The organism is Dactylosporangium sucinum (assembly GCF_014647515.1).
Taxonomy (GTDB): Bacteria; Actinomycetota; Actinomycetes; order Mycobacteriales; family Micromonosporaceae; genus Dactylosporangium; species Dactylosporangium sucinum.
Genome location: NZ_BMPI01000008.1, coordinates 12,666 through 28,403 on the forward strand (window position 1 = coordinate 12,666; position 15,738 = coordinate 28,403).

The window sequence follows — 15,738 nt, forward strand, 5'->3', positions numbered from 1 at the left end:
GCGCTTTCCTCTGCTCCGCGATCTTGGACTTGTGGCGCGAAATATACGGCAAATTGGGCGCCACAACTCCAAGATCGCGGAGCAGAGGAAAGCGGGTGCGGAGCGCGGGTGGCGTGGTGCTGGGGCGGGTGCCGAGGGTGAGCGGCGCGGCGTAAGGGCGGGGTGTGGACTGGGTTCGCGGACTGACGCTGGCGCAGTGTGGGGGCGGCCCGACGTGAGGGCGGGTGCGCAGTGGGGCGGCAGCGGCGTTGGGGGCGGCGCGCAGTGGGGACGGCCCAGTGCGGGGGCGGGTGCGCAGTGGAGACGGCGCGGCGTGGGGACCACGCGCAGTGGGGGCGGCCCCAGCGTGGGGGCGGGTGCGGCGTGGGGCTGGTGTGGAGGTGGTGGGTGCGGGTGGGGGGCTAGAAGTTGATGAGGCGGCGGGCGCGGTCCAGCTCGTCGGCGAAGACCAGGACCCGCACCATGCCGTCGTGGCCCGTGGCCAGGGTGGCGCGGACGCCGTTGCGGCGGAGGCGGTCGCGTACGTCGCGGGCGAAGGCCAGGTCGCCCACCGCCGAGACCGAGCGGAGCAGGCCGTAATCATCGTCGCCGAAGGAGTCGTAGGCGCTCGGGGCGCCGCCGCGGTGCAGGAGCCGGATGATGAGGACGAGGGCGGCCAGCACGCCGGCCGACGCGGACCATCCCGCGAGGTACATGAGGGGCACGTCGACAGTGTGCCACCATCCGTTAACGCAACGTTGCCAGTTCGGACTCCTCGGCGGAGGTCGAGGAGGAGGCGGGCAGCGCCGGAGGCAGCGTTGTCGCGGCCGGCACCGTGAACGAGAAGCGGCTGCCGCCACCCGGGTTGTCGGCGACCGTGATCGAGCCGCCGTGCCGGTCGACGATCCGGCGGCAGATCGCCAAGCCCAGGCCGGTGCCGCCGTAGGGCTGGCCGGCGTGCGCGCGGTGGAACGATTCGAACACGTGCGGCTTGTCGGCGTCGGGGATGCCGATGCCGCGGTCGGCGACCTCGACCCGGACCCAGCCGGGGCCCGCGCTGCCGGCGCTGATGTCGATTTTCGGTATGCGGCCCGGGGTCACGTACTTCAGCGCGTTGCCCACCAGGTTGTCCAGGACGTGCCGCAGCATGGCCGGGTCGGCCTCGACGCGGGGGAGCGGCCCGACGTACACGTCCGGCCGCACCCGCAGGTGGTTCACCCGCTGGCCGACCACGTCGGTGACCAGCTCGGCCAGGTCGAGCGGCTGCGGCTTCAGCGCCGCGTCCCGCGCCGTCGTGTATGCGAGCAGGTCGTCGATGAGCCGGCGCATCCGTACCACGCCGTTGCTGACCCGCTCGATGCTGTCGATCGCCTCGCCCGGGTGTGGCGGGAGGGCGCTCAGCGCGTCGCGGGCCATCTCGGCGTGCGCGGCGATCACGGTCAGCGGGTTCTTCAGGTCGTGCGCGACGATCCCGGCGAACGCGGTCAGGTCGGCCTCCCGCTCGCGGGTCGCCGTGACGTCGTGGAACACCGCGATGGCGCCCCGGCGGCCGTCGACCTCCAGCGGGCGGCCGCTCACCGACAGCCACACACCCTCGGGCCGCCCGGGGTTGCGGATCACCATCTCGATTCGGTCGGTCGACCGACCGGCAAGCGCCAGCACGAGCGGCAGCTCCGCGGGCGGGAAGGGTGTCACGCCGTCGGGGCGGTAGATGCCGTAGTGCGCCTGCCAGTGCTCCGGGCCGTCGATGTCGGCAGCAACGCCGAGCATCGCCCGCGCGGCCGGGTTGTGGACCAGGAACGCGCCGTCCTCGTCGACCACGCCGACGCCGTCGCTGATGCGCTCCAGGATGCCGTTGAGCAGCGCCACCTGCCGGCGCGCGGTCCGCTCGGCCTCCCGCAGCTCGGCGGTGGCCGCCACGACCCGCGCCTCGGCCCGCCGCCGGCCGCCGGCGAGGGCCCACAGCATCGCGCCGACGAGCGCGGTGAGCCCGGTGCCGCCCGCCCCGACCAGCCACGGCAGCGCGAGTGAGGTGCCGCCCAGCTGGGCCGGGTCGGCCGACACCACCAGCCGCCACTCGCGGTTGGCGAGCGGGATGGCGATCTCCCGGCGCATGTCCAGCTCTCCCGGGTGGTCCAGGCGCGCGACCAGGGTGGCCCGGCCGCCGCCGTTGTCGGCCCACAGCCGCGCGTCGACCTGCCCCTGCACGGCCGCGCTGAGCACGCCGCCGACGAAGTCCTGCCCGCGCAGGCCCATGACCACCCAGCCCTTGAAGGCCCGCCGGCCGTCGGCGCCCGGGACGCCGTACACGGGCGCCGCGAGGACGAAGGACAGCTGCTGCTCGGCCGCCGGCAGGCCGCGGTCGCGCAGCAGGATGTACGTGTCGGAGACGGCCGGCGCGCCGGCGCGCCGGGCCTCGTTGAGCGCGGTCGTCGGCTCCGCCAGCTGCGAGAGGTCGGTGCCCGGCGGCACTCCCGAGCCGTTGGACAGCGGCCGGGTGAAGATCGTGAACTGGTGCTCGCGGCCGGTGCCCTGCGGGGCGAGCCGCAGGTCGGTCGCGCCGCGTTCTCGCCAGTACCGCTGGACCTCGGCCAGCTGCCCGTCCTCCGCCGGCACCGTGAAGACGAGCGACGTGGCCCCGGCCAGGCCCGCCTCCCGCAGCGGGAGCGTGATCGCGTCGAAGTCGCCCATCGTGAGCGTCTCGTGCGAGCCGATGGCCGACGCGACGGTGCGCAGCGTGTCGAGGTACCGGTGAATCTCCGTCCGGACGGCGATCTCGGACAGCGACGCGTCCCGGTCCAGGACGGCCTGCGCCCGCTCCCGCTGGCCGTCGTGGATGGTCTGGGCCGCGTGCCACGACGCCGCCAGCCCGAGCGCGACGACAACGGCGATCGCCAGGCTCCCGCGCGTGCCGGCCTGGCGGACCGCCCTGCCCAGCCGACCCGTCACCCCGCACTGTTCGGCAACCGGCCGGCAACCCTGAGAAGAATCAGTCCCGTTCCGTCCAGCGGAAGGTCAGCAGGCACAGGGCCAGGCCCACCACGACCCACCCGCCGAGCACCAGCGCGATCGTGCCGTGCTGCCAGGCGCCGCCGACCTCCCGCGCGGCGTACGAGTCGGGCAGGAACACCGAGCGCATGCCCTGGGTCATCCACTTCAGCGGGAACACCGCGGCGATGTCGCGCATCCAGGCCGGCAGGTCGGAGTACACGAAGAAGACGCCCGAGATGAACTGCAGCACGATCGCCACCGGCGTCACCACGGCCGGGCCGCTGCGCCCGGTGCGGGCCAGCGACGAGAACGCGATGCCGCACAGCGTGCAGGCGCTGATGCCGAGCAGCGTGACCCAGGCGAACGTGGCCCAGCGGGCCGCCGTCGAGGGCAGGTCGAGGTCGAAGAACAGCGCGGCCGTGCCCAGCAGCACCACGGTCTCGACGGCGCCGATGGCCAGGACCATGACGACCTTGCCGATGAAGTACGCCGTGCGGGGCATCGGGGTGCCGCGCAGCCGCTTGAGGATGCCCTTCTCCCGCTCCATCGGGATCTGGATCGCCAGCGACTGGAACCCGGTCGACAGCAGGCCGGCGGCGACCATGCCGGCGGCGAAATACTGCGTGAACGAAACCCCGGGCGCGATCTCGCCGCCGAAGATGGCCCCGAAGATGCCCAGCAGGATCAGCGGGAACAGCAGCGTGAACACCACCGACTCGCGGCTGCGCAGGAACTGCTTGATCTCCAGGCCGCCGCGCAGGAGGCCGAGCCGCAGGGTGTTCATTCGCCGACGCCGATCATCCGCAGGTACACGTCCTCGAGGCTGGGTCGGGTGACGGTCAGGCCCGGCACCTCGCCGCCGAACTGGGCGGCGAGCCGGGTCACGACCGCGGTCGGGGCGTCGGTCTGCTCGCTGGCCGGCCCGTCGGGCCCGAGCCAGCTCACGGTCGCCGCGCCCGTGCCGCGGTCGCCGAGCCGGTCCGGCGCGTCGACGGCGATGAGCCGGCCGCCGGAGAGCACGCCGACCCGGTCCGCGAGCGCCTCCGCCTCGTCCAGATAGTGCGTGGTGAGCAGGATCGTCGTGCCGGCCGCGGCCAGGCCGCGGATCAGGCCCCAGAACTCGCGGCGCGCCTCGGGGTCGAAGCCCGTCGTCGGCTCGTCGAGGAACAGCAGCTCCGGCCGGCCGATGATGCCGAGCGCGACGTCCAGCCGCCGCTTCTGGCCGCCGGACAGCACGCGGGTGCGGTCGTCCTGCTTCTCCGTCAGGCCGACGCGGGCGAGGACCTCGTCGGGATCGGCGGCGTCGGGGTAGTACTGCGCGAAATGATGCACCACCTCGCGCGCCGTGAGGTCGTCGAACTCGCCGGTGCTCTGCAGCACCACGCCCACCCGGCCGCGCCAGGCCGCGTCGGCGTGCTGCGGGTCGAGCCCGAGCACCGAGACCTCGCCGGAGGTCCGCTTGCGGAAGCCCTCCAGGATCTCGACGGTCGTCGTCTTGCCGGCGCCGTTGGGCCCGAGCAGCGCGAACACCTCGCCGGCGTGGACGTCGAGATCCACCCCGTCGACGGCGACAGCGCTGCGGTAGCGCTTGTGGAGCCCGCGCACAGTGATCGCATCCGCCACGGCGTACACACTAACCCCGTGACAACTTTCATTGTCCGGGTGTAGTTACCCTTCAGTAAGGTGCTGGTCATGAGGCTCCCCGAGCGCGATCGTCCGTGGGTCATGCGTACGTACGCCGGCCACTCGTCGGCTGCCGCGTCGAACGCCCTCTTCCGGCGCAACCTCGCGAAGGGGCAGACCGGGCTCTCGGTCGCCTTCGACCTGCCCACGCAGACCGGCTACGACCCCGACGCCGAGCTCGCCAACGGCGAGGTGGGGCGGGTCGGCGTGCCGGTCGCGCACCTCGGTGACATGCGGACCCTGTTCGACGGCATCGACCTCGGCCGGGCCAACACCTCGATGACGATCAACGCCACGGCGATGTGGCTGCTCGCGTTGTACGTCACGTGCGCCCGCGAGCAGGGCGTGCCGATCGAGACGCTGGCGGGCACCACGCAGAACGACATCGTCAAGGAGTACCTGTCGCGCGGGACCCACATCTTCCCGCCCGGGCCGTCGCTGCGCCTGACGACCGACACGATCGCCTGGACCGTCGCCAACTGCCCGAAGTGGAACCCGGTCAACATCTGCTCGTACCACCTCCAGGAGGCCGGGGCGACGCCGGTGCAGGAGGTCGCGTTCGCGCTCGCGACGGCGATCGCCGTGCTGGACGCCGTCCGCGACTCCGGCCAGGTTCCGTCGGAGCGCTTCCCCGACGTGGTCGCGCGCATCTCGTTCTTCGTCAACGCCTCCGTGCGGTTCGTGGAGGAGACGGCGAAGATGCGGGCGTTCACGGCGATGTGGGACGGCATCACCAGGGAGCGCTACGGGGTCGAGTCGGCGGGCGCGCGCCGGTTCCGCTACGGGGTGCAGGTCAACTCGCTGGGGCTCACCGAGGCGCAGCCGGAGAACAACGTCCAGCGGATCGTGCTGGAGATGCTCGGCGTGACGCTGTCGCGGTCGGCGCGGGCTCGCGCGGTACAACTGCCCGCTTGGAACGAAGCACTCGGCCTGCCGCGGCCCTGGGACCAGCAGTGGTCGCTGCGCATGCAGCAGGTGCTGGCGTTCGAGTCGGACCTGCTGGAGTACCCGGACCTGTTCGAGGGCTCGCACGTGATGACCGCGCTCGTCGACGAGATCGTCACCGGGGCGACGGCGGAGCTCGACCGGGTGCTGGAGCTGGGCGGGGTGGTGGCCGCGGTGGAGTCCGGCTACCTGAAGAGCGCGCTGGTGACCTCGCTGGCCGAGCGGCGCTCGCGCATGGAGCGCGGCGACGACGTGGTGGTGGGCGTCAACCGCTTCACCGAGACCGAGGCGTCGCCGCTGACGGGTGCGGGCGCCATCGAGCAGATCGACCCGGCGGTGGAGGCGGCGGCGGTCTCGTCGGTGGCGTCGTGGCGGGCGTCGCGGGGCGACGTGTCGGACGCGCTCGACCGGCTCCGTGAGGCGGCGGCCGGCTCCGCGAACCTCATGGAGGCGACGTTGGCGTGTGTCGATGCCGGCGTGACGACGGGGGAGTGGGCCTCCGTGCTGCGTTCGGTGTTCGGCGAGTACCGCGCGCCGACCGGTCTGTCCGGTTCGACGGTGTCGTCGCCGTCCGGGAACCTGGACAAGGTTCGCGAACGGGTCCGGTCCACCGCCGCCGAGCTGGGCAGCGGGCGGTTGCGGATGCTCGTCGGCAAGCCCGGCCTCGACGGTCACTCCAACGGGGCCGAGCAGATCGCCGTCCGCGCCCGCGATGCCGGGTTCGAGGTGGTGTACCAAGGGATCCGGCTGACACCGGCGCAGATCGTCGCCGCGGCGGTCGAGGAGGACGTGGACCTGGTCGGCCTCTCGGTGCTGTCCGGTTCGCATCTCGCGGCGGTGGCGTCGGTACTGCAGGGACTGCGCGCCGAGGGCCTGACCGAACTGCCGGTGGTCGTGGGCGGGATCATCCCGCCCGACGACGCGGAGGTGCTGCGGTCGTCGGGCGTGGCGCGGGTGTTCACGCCGAAGGACTTCGCCATCACCGACGTGGTGAACGAGCTGGTCACCGTCGTCCGCGAGGCGCACCACCTGCCGTAGTTCAGGGCGCTGGTCGCCAGCCTTGCGACTGGGCCCACCTGGCGGCTTCCTTCTCCTGCTTGCGGCGCTTGCGGCGGCGCATCAGCCAGCCGAACGTGAGGAACATCAGGAGCAGGAAGAACAGCACCAGCACCGGCAGGATGATCGCGACCAGCGAGAGCACCGCACTGATCCCGTCCTCGATGGTGCTGGCCACGGGGGCGCCGAAGCCGGCCGTCGTCGCGTTGATGACCGGGCGGGAGGCCGCCTTCATGCCGTGCACGCCGAGCGAGACCGCGCCGCCGACCACGATGGGTATCCACTGGTTGCTGGAGAAGAACGACCCGGGATCGGTGACCGTCACTGTCGAGGCGCTCGACGCGGCGCCGAACGCCAGGCCGCCGGCGGTCGGCCGCACGAACGTCTGGATCACGTCGTTGACGTGGTCGACGATCGGCACCTTGTCGGCGACGAACTCGATCGCGAGCAGTGCCGCGACGATCAGGATGGTCCAGCCGTTCTCCATCCACTGCCAGTTCGACGGCAGCGTGATGAGCTCGGTGTACCGCGCGAGCACACCGATGGCGAGCAGCGGGATGTACGCGTTCAGCCCGGCCGATGTGGCCAGGCCGAGACCCGTCAATGCTTCCAACACGCCCCTAGCATGACATCAGCCCGCCAATCGGGCCGGGATAGGCTGTCCGCCGTGCGTCTCGTCATCGCCAAGTGTTCGGTCGACTACGTCGGCCGGCTCACGGCCCACCTCCCGCTCGCGACCCGCCTCCTGCTGATCAAGGCCGATGGCTCGATCTCGATCCACGCCGATGACCGGGCATACAAGCCGCTCAACTGGATGAGTCCGCCGTGCCGCCTGGAGGAGGCCGACGGCCTGTGGCGCGTGGTCAACAAGGGCGGCGAGGAGCTGCGGATCACGATCGAGGAGATCCTGCACGACACGTCGCACGAGCTGGGCGTCGACCCGGGCCTGGTGAAGGACGGCGTGGAGGCCCACCTGCAGGAGCTGCTGGCGGCGGCCCCGCAGACGCTGGGCACGGGCTTCACGCTGATCCGCCGCGAGTACATGACCGCGATCGGCCCGGTCGACCTGCTGTGCAAGGACGGCGAGGGCGCCACGGTCGCGGTCGAGATCAAGCGGCGGGGCGAGATCGACGGGGTGGAGCAGCTGACCCGCTACCTGGAGCTGCTCGGCCGGGATCCGCTGCTGGCGCCGGTGAGCGGCATCTTCGCGGCCCAGGAGATCAAGCCCCAGGCCCGGGTGCTGGCCGAGGACCGCGGCATCCGCTGCGTGGTGCTGGACTACAACGCGCTCCGCGGCATCGAGCGCGACGAGCTCACCCTGTTCTAACCCCGTCGATCTTGCACTTGTGGTGCCCGGAAACTCCGTGAATGCGCGGGTTTGTCAGGCACCACAAGTGCAAGATCGACGAGGAAGCGGGGTCAGCGGGAGCGGCCGTGGACCAGGCGGACCACCTTCACGATCTGCGCCATCGTCTTCTCGGTGCGGTCGAACGTCGCCGCCGCCAGGACCGTCGGGCCGCGGCGCTTCACGATCGCCTTCGGGCGGGTGAACTCCCGCAGGCCGTCCTCGCCGTGGATGCGGCCGAAGCCCGAGCCGCCCACCCCGCCGAACGGCAGCGACGGCATGCCGGCGAAGGTCAGCGCCGAGTTGACCGAGGTCATGCCCGAGCGGACCCGGCGGGCCAGGTCCAGCGCGCCCGACTTGGCGAAGATGGCGCCGCCCAGGCCGTAGCCGGTGCCGTTGGTCAGCCGGAGCGCCTCCTCGGCGTCGCGGACCTTCGTGACCGTCAGCGTCGGGCCGAACGTCTCCTCCTGGACCGCGGCCGCGTTCTCCGGCACGTCGACCAGGATGGTCGGGCTGACGAACGGCGGCTGCACCGCCTCCGCGCCGCCCAGGACCGCCCGGCCACCCCGGGTCAGGGCGTCCTCGATGTGCCGGCGGATGATCTCGACCTGCGACGGCATGGTGATCGGGCCGATGTCGGAGTCCGCGTCGGCGCCGACCGTCAGCTTCGCGGCGCGCGCGACGATCCTGCCGAGGAACTCGTCGTAGACGGGGGCGGCGACGTACACGCGCTCGATGCCGACGCAGGTCTGGCCCGCGTTCGTCAGGCCGCCCCACACGCAGGCGGCCGCGGCGGCGTCGAGGTCGGCGTCGGCGGCCACGATCATGGAGTCCTTGCCGCCGCACTCCAGCAGGACCGGGGTCAGCGACTCGGCGGCCGCGGCCATGACCTTCTTGCCGGTCGCGGTCGAGCCGGTGAACGCGATCTTGTCCACGCCCGACCGGCAGAGCAGTGCGCCGACGTCGCCCACGCCGTGGACGATCTGCAGAACCGGATGCTCCGGAACGACCTCGTTGAACCGGTCGACCAGCCACTGGCCGACGGCCGGGGTGTACTCGCTCGGCTTGAAGACGACCGCGTTGCCGGCGGCCAGCGCGTAGGCGATCGAGCCCATCGGCGTGAGCACCGGGTAGTTCCACGGTCCGATCACGCCGACCACGCCGAAGGGCAGGTACTCGAGGTACGACGTGTGCTCCTTGAGCAGCAGGGAACTGCTGACCCGCCGGCGGCCCAGCACCTTCCGGGCGTGCTGCGCGGCCCACGCGATGTGGTCGACCGCGGCGATGGCCTCGACCAGGGCGTCGGCCGTCGGCTTGCCGCCCTCGCGGTGCATGAGATCGGTGAGCTCGTCCAGCCGGTTGGCCAGCAGGCTGCGGTAGGCCAGGAGGCGGCGCTTGCGTCCCGCGAAGTCCAGGCCGGCCCACCACGCCGCCGCATCCCGGGCCCGCGCGACGGTGCCGGTGAGATGATCGGCCGAGGCGACCGGGAAGCGGCCGACCTCCTCGCCGGTGGCCGGGCTGGTCGAGATCAGCGAGCCCTCGTCGACGGCGGGGACGCCGGGCGTTCGCGTGGCGGTCATGGCGCGAGTCTAAACCCGGAAATTACTGACGAGTAGATGTCGAGGACCGGGGGAATGCTCCGACCGGTCGGCAGAACAACGAGTCAGGAGGACCCGATGAGGACCGAGACCCTTGCCGTGCCGGGCGCCGCGCTGCACTACGAGGTCCGCGGCAGCGGCCCCGTGCTCCTGCTGGTCTGCGGCGGCATCTACGACGCCGAGGGCTTCGCCGGGCTGGCCGAGGAACTCGCCGCCGAGCGGACCGTCGTCACGTACGACCGCCGCGGCAACTCCCGGAGCCCGCTCGCCGGCCCGCCCGCGCCGCAGCGCGTCGAGGAGCACGCCGACGACGCGTACCGGCTGCTCGCCGCGGTCGGGGCGAGCGAGGACGAGCCCGCCGACGTGTTCGGCAACAGCTCGGGCGCCACGATCGCGCTCGAACTGGCCGCCCGTCATCCGGAGGTACTGCGGGCGGTCGTCGCCCACGAGCCGCCGGTCTTCGAGCTGCTGCCCGACTTCGAGCGGTTCCGCGCGCTGATGGCCTCGGTCGAGCAGACCAACAAGCAGGCCGGCTGGGGCGCGGCGATGGGTGTGTTCGGCGCCGGCCTGGGCATGGGCGAGGAGCCGTCGCCGGGCGCGCCGCCGTCGCCCGGGTTCGCCGCCCGGATGCAGCAGAACCTGCCGTTCTTCGTCACGTACGAGGTGCCGCCTTTCGGCGGGAACGTGCCCGACCTCGACGCGCTGCGGTCGGGCACCGTGCGGATCGTTCCCGCCGCGGGCGCGGCGAGCGTCGGCGAGCCGGCCAACCGGGCTGCGCTGGAGCTGGCGACCCGCCTCGACACGACCGCCGCGACGTTCCCGGGTGGGCACGGCGGCTTCGGCAACGCCAAGCCCTTCGCCGAGCGCCTGCGCGACGCCCTGCGCTAGGAAGCGTGCTCCTTGAGGATCCGCTCGGCCACGGCGATCGGGTCGGCGAGCCTGCCCTCGGCGGGTGCGTCGACCCAGTGCTGCTGGCCGGGGAAGTAGGCGCCCGAGGACGCCGCCCGGCGGATGTTCTCCTGCATGCCGGTGTCCATCTGGCCGGGGTCGATGTTGACGACGCTGATCCGGTCGTCGTCGCGCACCTGCGAGGCCACGGCGTCGAAGAACGTCTCGCCGCCGGCCTTCGTCGTGCAGTACAGCGCCCAGCCGTCGATGATGCGGTGCGCCGCGCCCGACGAGACGAACAGCACCCGGACCCGGGCGTCGTGCGGTGCCGCGCGCAGGAACGTGTTGGTGAGCACGATCGGCGCGGTGAGGTTGACCGCGATGGCGTTGGTGATCGCCTCGGTGGTGAGCTTGCCGACGGCGCCGATCGGCTCGACGACGGCCGCGTTGTGGATCAGCACGACGTCCTCGCTGCCGCGCAGGAAGCCGCGGAGCGTGTCGTTGTCGGGCAGCCAGTGCGCGTCGGCGATGTCGGTGGAGAACAGCGTGACGTCCTCGGGCCGCTCGTCGCGGAGTTGTTGCTGTTCGGCCGTGAAGTGGCGGCCGACCGCGAAGATCCGGTCGCCCCGTCCGGTGGACACGTCGAACAGTGCGGCACCCAGGCCGCGGGACACCCCGGTGATCACGACGGCACGCATGCGGTCACTCTATTCCTGTCGCAAGGTCATTCATACGGACCGAGCGCCTAACGCCTGTTTCACGACTGAGGTCGGAGCGAGGCGGAGTCCAGATTTCGTCTGGCGTCGCCCCGCGGAACTCTGGCTACCGGTGTTGTAACCCGGCTTTCGCGGGGTGGCGCCAGGCGGAATCTGGGCCCGCCGCAGCCGGCCTCAGTCATGAACAGGCCTTAGCCCCTTCGGTGCCCCCGGACAGGTGTCACCGAGCTTGCCCGCGACGGCGCCGAGCGCGTCGGCGAGCGCCTCGGTCTGCTCGCGGTCGAGGTGGTCGAAGATGAGCCGCCGGACGTCGGCGACGTGCGCCGGGGCGACCTGCTCGGCGAACCGCCGGCCGGCCTGCGTGATCCGGGCGATGCTGACGCGGCCGTCGCACGCGTCGCCGCTGATCTCGACATACCCCAGATCGACCAGCTTGCGCATCCGGTGGCTGAGCCGGCTGGGCGACATGTTCATCTGACCGGCCAGGTCGGACAGCCGCAGCCCGTCCTCGACGTTGCTCAGGGCGGCGAGCAGCCCATACTCGACGTGCACGAGCCCGTGCGGGCGGAACGTGCGCTCCAGTTCCGGGAAGCCGACGAGCACGACGGCCAGGAGCGACAGCCAAGCGCGCTGCTCGGTGTCGTCCAACCATCGTGGCTCGTCGTTCATGTCGTCCATGGTGCCCGGATCTTGCCCCGCGGAGCCAACAAGGGGTCCGAAACGCGTCAGAAGCGGCCGATCGCGATCACCACGGCAAGGGCGCCGAGGACCAGGTTGATCGGGATCACGGGGTACTCCTTGGCGCGCACGTGGTCGCCGATGGCGAGCACCATGACGAGGGCGAGACCGACGGCCGCGAGCGGCGTCAGGATCGTCGCGATGCCGGTGGCCCGGGGCAGGATCAGGCCCAGCCCGCCGAGGATCTCCATGACGCCGATGAACTTGACGGTGCCGGCGGAGCGCCGGTTGACCCAGGTCATGTTCCCCGCGAGCTTCTCCTTGGGCTGGGTGGACTTCATGACGCCGGCGCCCAGGAAGGCCACGCCCAGCACGATCTGCAGGACCCACAGGAACACGTTCACGGCGACTCCTTATGCTTGAAGCTTCAAATGAATGGGCGCACTGTACTTGAAGCATCAAGTACCTCGCAATGTCCTGACCGGCGGGTGACGGACCTTCACCCGCGACCGGCCGACCGTGGCGGGCATGGAGACTGGAATTCGCCGGTCCTCGCCCTGGGTCACCGGGTTCGCGGTGTTCGGCGGCAGCATGATGCTCGTCATCGGCATCTTCCAGATCGTGGTCGGGCTGACCGCGATCTTCGAGGACACGTTCTACGTGATGAGCGACAACTACCTGTTCGGCTTCGACGTGAGCACCTGGGGATGGATCCACCTGGCGCTGGGCGTCCTGGTCGCGGTCGGTGGCGGGGCGGTGCTCGCGGGGCAGCTGTGGGGCCGCATCCTGGGCATCGTGCTGGCCGCGCTGAGCGCGATCGCGAACTTCCTGTTCCTGCCCTACTACCCGCTGTGGTCAATGTTGATCATCGCCGCCGACGTCGCGGTCATCTGGGCCCTGACGAAGTATGGGCGCGAGGACGCCATCGCGCCCTAGGACAGTGTGGGTGGACCACATGTGACCGGGGCCCAGCCGGTGCGACCATGCGGTGATGCACGTCACCAGCCGCGGGCCCATCGACGGTCCACCCGTGTTGCTCATCCATGGCAACTGCTCTTCCTCGGGCTTCTGGGAGCCCCTTGTCCGGCACCTTCCGGCGCACTGGCGGATCGTCGCGCCCGACCTGCGCGGCTACGGCGATTCGCCGGCGCTGCCGGTGGATGCCACGCGCGGTGTGCGCGACTACGCCGACGACGTCGCTCCACTGTTGGCTTCGTTTGCCACCAAACCGGTCGTGGTCGGTCACTCCCTCGGCGGGGGTGTCGCCATGCAGCTTCTTCTCGACCATCCCGACTCCATCGCGGCCCTGGTCCTGGAGGCTCCGGTGTCGCCGTACGGTTTCGGTGGCACGAGGGATCTTGACGGTACCCCGACCACGCCCGACTTCGCCGGCACCGGCGGTGGCGCGGCCAATCCCGACTTCGTCCGCCTGCTGGCGGCGAAGGACCGCGGCACCGACGAGCAGGCCAGCCCGCGCAACGTGATGCGGGCCTTCTACGTCGCCTCGCCGGAGTCGTTCGGCGACGACGAGGAGCTGCTGCTCGACACGATGCTGTCGACGGCCACCGGCGAGGACAACTACCCGGGCGACGGCTCGGCCAGCGAGAACTGGCCGGGTGTCGGCCCCGGCACGCGCGGCGTGCTCAACACGCTGTCGCCGCGCTGGCTCAACCTGACCGGCATCGTCGACCTGCCGGCGAAGCCGCCGATCACCTGGATCCGCGGCGACAAGGACGCGATCGTGTCCGACGGCTCGTTCTTCGACCTCGCGCAGCTGGGCAAGCTGGGTCTGGTCCCCGGCTGGCCGGGCGAGGAGGCGTGCCCGCCGCAGCCGATGATCGGCCAGACCCGGGCGGTGTTCGAGCGGTACGGCAACTACCGCGAGGTGGTCTTCGACGACTGCGGCCACTCGCCGCACGTCGAGCGGGCCGCCGAGTTCGCCGGCATTCTGCAGGAGATCGTGGGGGCCTAGAGGCCCTAAAGTCGTCGGCGTGGACGTCACCGACAGCAGCGGGCTCGTCTCGTTCATCTCCGCCGTCGCCGTGATCGTCGGCGTCGTCGGCGTCCTCGTCCCCATGCTCCCCGGCCTGGTCCTGTGCTGGGCCGGGGTCATGGTGTGGGCGCTGTTCGGCGGGCACGGCGCGGTGGGCTGGACCGTCGCGGTGGCGGCCACCGTCGTGCTGGCCCTCGGCTTCACGGCGAAGTACCTGGTGCCCGGCCGCAACCTCAAGCGGGCCGGGGTGTCCAACCTGAGCCTGCTGCTCGGCGGCGTCTGCGGCATCGTCGGCTTCTTCCTGATTCCGGTCGTCGGGCTCGTCATCGGCTTCGTGCTCGGCATCTACCTGGTCGAGCAGGTGCGGCTCCGCGACGCCAGGCGGGCGTGGACCGCGACGAAGCACGCGCTCAAGGCGGCCGGCGTCTCGATGCTCATCGAGCTGGCGACGGCGCTGGTCATCGCCGGCATCTGGGTGGCGGGTCTGTTCGTCGCCTGACGTGGTCTGGCACAGTTTCAGGATGGAGATCGGTCGGCACATCGATGCGCTGGAGCGCGCCGGGCTGGACTTCGTCGATGCCGCGGAGAAGGCCGGGCTCGACGCGCCCGTGCCGACCTGCCCGGAGTGGACCGTTCGCGATCTGGTGCAGCACCTGGGGTATGTCCACCGCTGGGCCGCCACCTACGTCCGCGAGTGCCGCGCCGTCATCCTGACCGACGACGAGGAGGAGGCCGCGGTCGGGGGGATGCCCGGCGACGCCGACCTCGTCGAGTGGTTCCAGGCCGGGCACACCGCGCTCGTCGACACGCTGCGCGCCGCCCCGCCGTCGCTGGACTGCTGGCACTTCCTGCCGGCCGAGTCGCCGCTGGCGTTCTGGGCCCGGCGGCAGGCCCATGAGACCACCATCCACCGGGCCGACCTGCAGGGCGCGGTGGGCTCGATCGGCGGGGTCGAGGCCGACGTCGGCATCGACGGCATCGACGAGCTCCTCATGGGCTTCTACGGCGCGCGCGGCGGTCGGCTGCGCTCCGACTCGCCCCGCACGCTGGCGGTGGACGTGACGGACGGCGCCGCGTGCGAGGGGCCGCGGTCGTGGACGGTCCAGATGGGCCCGTCGGGGGCCGCCATCAGCCGCGGCGCGCCCGCCGCGGCGGACTGCACGCTGCGCGGCCCGGCGGGGGAGCTCTACCTGGCGCTGTGGAACCGCCGGCCGGCCGACGAGCTGGTCGTGGCCGGCGATCCGGCCGTGCTCGGCGTGTGGCGGGAGCGGGCGACGATCCGCTGGACCTGATCTTGGGCGTTTTTTTGTCGTACCCCGGTGGCAGTATGCCGGGGCATGAGGGACTTCGACTTCCTGTTCGGGACCTGGAACATCCACAACCGTAAGCTCCGTGACACCATCGACCCGGCCTGCGACGAGTGGGTCGAGTTCGCGACGCAGTCGGCCGCCGAGCCGATCTTCGGCGGCCTGGGCAACGTCGACCGGATCTGGGCGGACGACTTCGAGGGCTTCACGCTCCGGCAATACGATCCGGCCGAGGACGTGTGGCGCATCTGGTGGGCCTCGACCCGCAATCCCGGCCACCTCGACCCGCCCGTCGTCGGCCGCTGGTCCGGCGGGCGCGGCGTGTTCGAGTGCGACGACGTGCTCGGCGGCCACCCGGTGCGGGTCCGCTTCACCTGGACCCATGACGGGCCCGACAAGGCCCGCTGGGAGCAGGCCTTCTCCTACGACGCTGGCGCGTCCTGGCGCACCAACTGGATCATGGAGTTCACGCGCTCGGTGAGCGGTATTGCACAGGACGAGGCCGCGCGTCGATTCGGGCCGGCGTGGGAGACTCGCCGGTAACTTGACCGGTCGTTCA

17 protein-coding genes are annotated in these 15,738 nt (G+C 71.6%); 8 read left to right on the forward strand and 9 right to left on the reverse strand.

Annotation, left to right across the window (positions count from 1 at the left end; translation table 11 throughout):
* Positions 1–401: 401 nt before the first annotated feature.
* Genes IEZ31_RS09915 through IEZ31_RS09930 form a run of 4 tightly spaced genes read right to left on the reverse strand, consistent with a single transcriptional unit; the run spans position 402 to position 4,593 of the window.
* Positions 402–704: a hypothetical protein gene (locus IEZ31_RS09915; protein ID WP_190249480.1), complete on the reverse strand. Its 303-nt coding sequence runs from the start codon at positions 702–704 to the stop codon at positions 402–404.
* A gap of 22 nt (positions 705–726) precedes the next feature.
* Positions 727–2,928 carry an ATP-binding protein gene (locus tag IEZ31_RS09920; protein WP_190249481.1) on the reverse strand — a complete coding sequence of 734 codons (2,202 nt, stop codon included), beginning with the start codon at positions 2,926–2,928 and terminating at the stop codon, positions 727–729.
* A gap of 40 nt (positions 2,929–2,968) precedes the next feature.
* The gene (locus IEZ31_RS09925; protein WP_190249482.1) at positions 2,969–3,754 is read right to left on the reverse strand and encodes an ABC transporter permease; all 786 of its coding nucleotides are present in this window, start codon (positions 3,752–3,754) and stop codon (positions 2,969–2,971) included.
* Positions 3,751–4,593, reverse strand: coding sequence for an ABC transporter ATP-binding protein (locus IEZ31_RS09930; protein WP_190249483.1), 843 nt, complete (start codon positions 4,591–4,593; stop codon positions 3,751–3,753). Before IEZ31_RS09930 ends, IEZ31_RS09925 begins: the two co-directional genes overlap by 4 nt.
* A gap of 69 nt (positions 4,594–4,662) precedes the next feature.
* Here IEZ31_RS09930 and IEZ31_RS09935 point away from each other — a divergent pair, with 69 nt between their 5' ends.
* A complete protein-coding gene (locus IEZ31_RS09935; RefSeq protein WP_190249484.1) occupies positions 4,663–6,636 on the forward strand; it encodes an ethylmalonyl-CoA mutase in 1,974 nt (657 codons plus the stop codon).
* A gap of 1 nt (position 6,637) precedes the next feature.
* Here the strand turns inward: IEZ31_RS09935 and IEZ31_RS09940 are convergent, their stop codons facing one another.
* The gene (locus IEZ31_RS09940; RefSeq protein WP_190249485.1) at positions 6,638–7,270 is read right to left on the reverse strand and encodes a DUF4126 domain-containing protein; all 633 of its coding nucleotides are present in this window, start codon (positions 7,268–7,270) and stop codon (positions 6,638–6,640) included.
* Between the two features lie 51 nt (positions 7,271–7,321).
* On the opposite strand from IEZ31_RS09940, the gene nucS reads away from it, so the two are divergent.
* Positions 7,322–7,981, forward strand: coding sequence for an endonuclease NucS (gene nucS, locus IEZ31_RS09945; protein ID WP_190249486.1), 660 nt, complete (start codon positions 7,322–7,324; stop codon positions 7,979–7,981).
* Between the two features lie 92 nt (positions 7,982–8,073).
* On the opposite strand, the gene IEZ31_RS09950 is transcribed toward nucS, so the two are convergent.
* Positions 8,074–9,579, reverse strand: a complete 1,506-nt coding sequence (locus tag IEZ31_RS09950) for an aldehyde dehydrogenase family protein (protein WP_190249487.1) — start codon at positions 9,577–9,579, stop codon at positions 8,074–8,076.
* 96 nt (positions 9,580–9,675) lie between these two features.
* On the opposite strand from IEZ31_RS09950, the gene IEZ31_RS09955 reads away from it, so the two are divergent.
* Positions 9,676–10,485, forward strand: coding sequence for an alpha/beta fold hydrolase (locus IEZ31_RS09955; protein WP_229834607.1), 810 nt, complete (start codon positions 9,676–9,678; stop codon positions 10,483–10,485).
* Here the strand turns inward: IEZ31_RS09955 and IEZ31_RS09960 are convergent.
* From IEZ31_RS09960 to IEZ31_RS09970, 3 genes are all read right to left on the reverse strand, one after another.
* Positions 10,482–11,183, reverse strand: a complete 702-nt coding sequence (locus IEZ31_RS09960; protein ID WP_190249489.1) for an SDR family NAD(P)-dependent oxidoreductase — start codon at positions 11,181–11,183, stop codon at positions 10,482–10,484. The two genes, IEZ31_RS09955 and IEZ31_RS09960, sit on opposite strands and share 4 nt — an antisense overlap.
* A gap of 192 nt (positions 11,184–11,375) precedes the next feature.
* Positions 11,376–11,870, reverse strand: coding sequence for a MarR family winged helix-turn-helix transcriptional regulator (locus tag IEZ31_RS09965; RefSeq protein ID WP_190249490.1), 495 nt, complete (start codon positions 11,868–11,870; stop codon positions 11,376–11,378).
* Between the two features lie 56 nt (positions 11,871–11,926).
* A complete protein-coding gene (locus tag IEZ31_RS09970; RefSeq protein ID WP_190249491.1) occupies positions 11,927–12,283 on the reverse strand; it encodes a DoxX family protein in 357 nt (118 codons plus the stop codon).
* A gap of 124 nt (positions 12,284–12,407) precedes the next feature.
* On the opposite strand from IEZ31_RS09970, the gene IEZ31_RS09975 reads away from it, so the two are divergent.
* The 5 genes from IEZ31_RS09975 to IEZ31_RS09995 all read left to right on the forward strand — a co-directional run bounded on the left by IEZ31_RS09975 (position 12,408) and on the right by IEZ31_RS09995 (position 15,722).
* The gene (locus IEZ31_RS09975; RefSeq protein WP_190249492.1) at positions 12,408–12,815 is read left to right on the forward strand and encodes a DUF7144 family membrane protein; all 408 of its coding nucleotides are present in this window, start codon (positions 12,408–12,410) and stop codon (positions 12,813–12,815) included.
* Positions 12,816–12,909: 94 nt separating this feature from the next.
* On the forward strand, positions 12,910–13,851 hold the full coding sequence (locus tag IEZ31_RS09980) for an alpha/beta hydrolase (RefSeq protein WP_229834610.1): 942 nt from the start codon (positions 12,910–12,912) through the stop codon (positions 13,849–13,851).
* A 19-nt stretch (positions 13,852–13,870) separates the two neighbouring features.
* Positions 13,871–14,371 (forward strand): DUF456 domain-containing protein, encoded by a 501-nt coding sequence (locus tag IEZ31_RS09985; RefSeq protein ID WP_190249494.1) that lies wholly within the window; start codon positions 13,871–13,873, stop codon positions 14,369–14,371.
* A gap of 22 nt (positions 14,372–14,393) precedes the next feature.
* The gene (locus tag IEZ31_RS09990) at positions 14,394–15,164 is read left to right on the forward strand and encodes a maleylpyruvate isomerase family mycothiol-dependent enzyme (RefSeq protein WP_190249495.1); all 771 of its coding nucleotides are present in this window, start codon (positions 14,394–14,396) and stop codon (positions 15,162–15,164) included.
* 45 nt (positions 15,165–15,209) lie between these two features.
* Complete coding sequence (locus IEZ31_RS09995; RefSeq protein WP_190249496.1) at positions 15,210–15,722, forward strand: hypothetical protein; 513 nt, start codon at positions 15,210–15,212, stop codon at positions 15,720–15,722.
* Positions 15,723–15,738: the final 16 nt, after the last annotated feature.

Excerpts from the sequence above, each read along its gene's own strand:
- IEZ31_RS09925 (WP_190249482.1), bottom strand. The coding sequence starts at position 3,754 with ATGAACACCCTGCGGCTCGGCCTCCTGCGCGGCGGCCTGGAGATCAAG.
- IEZ31_RS09935 (WP_190249484.1), top strand. The coding sequence starts at position 4,663 with ATGAGGCTCCCCGAGCGCGATCGTCCGTGGGTCATGCGTACGTACGCC.
- IEZ31_RS09950 (WP_190249487.1), bottom strand. The coding sequence starts at position 9,579 with ATGACCGCCACGCGAACGCCCGGCGTCCCCGCCGTCGACGAGGGCTCG.
- IEZ31_RS09955 (WP_229834607.1), top strand. The coding sequence starts at position 9,676 with ATGAGGACCGAGACCCTTGCCGTGCCGGGCGCCGCGCTGCACTACGAG.
- IEZ31_RS09960 (WP_190249489.1), bottom strand. The coding sequence starts at position 11,183 with ATGCGTGCCGTCGTGATCACCGGGGTGTCCCGCGGCCTGGGTGCCGCA.
- IEZ31_RS09965 (WP_190249490.1), bottom strand. The coding sequence starts at position 11,870 with ATGAACGACGAGCCACGATGGTTGGACGACACCGAGCAGCGCGCTTGG.
- IEZ31_RS09975 (WP_190249492.1), top strand. The coding sequence starts at position 12,408 with ATGGAGACTGGAATTCGCCGGTCCTCGCCCTGGGTCACCGGGTTCGCG.
- IEZ31_RS09990 (WP_190249495.1), top strand. The coding sequence starts at position 14,394 with ATGGAGATCGGTCGGCACATCGATGCGCTGGAGCGCGCCGGGCTGGAC.
- IEZ31_RS09995 (WP_190249496.1), top strand. The coding sequence starts at position 15,210 with ATGAGGGACTTCGACTTCCTGTTCGGGACCTGGAACATCCACAACCGT.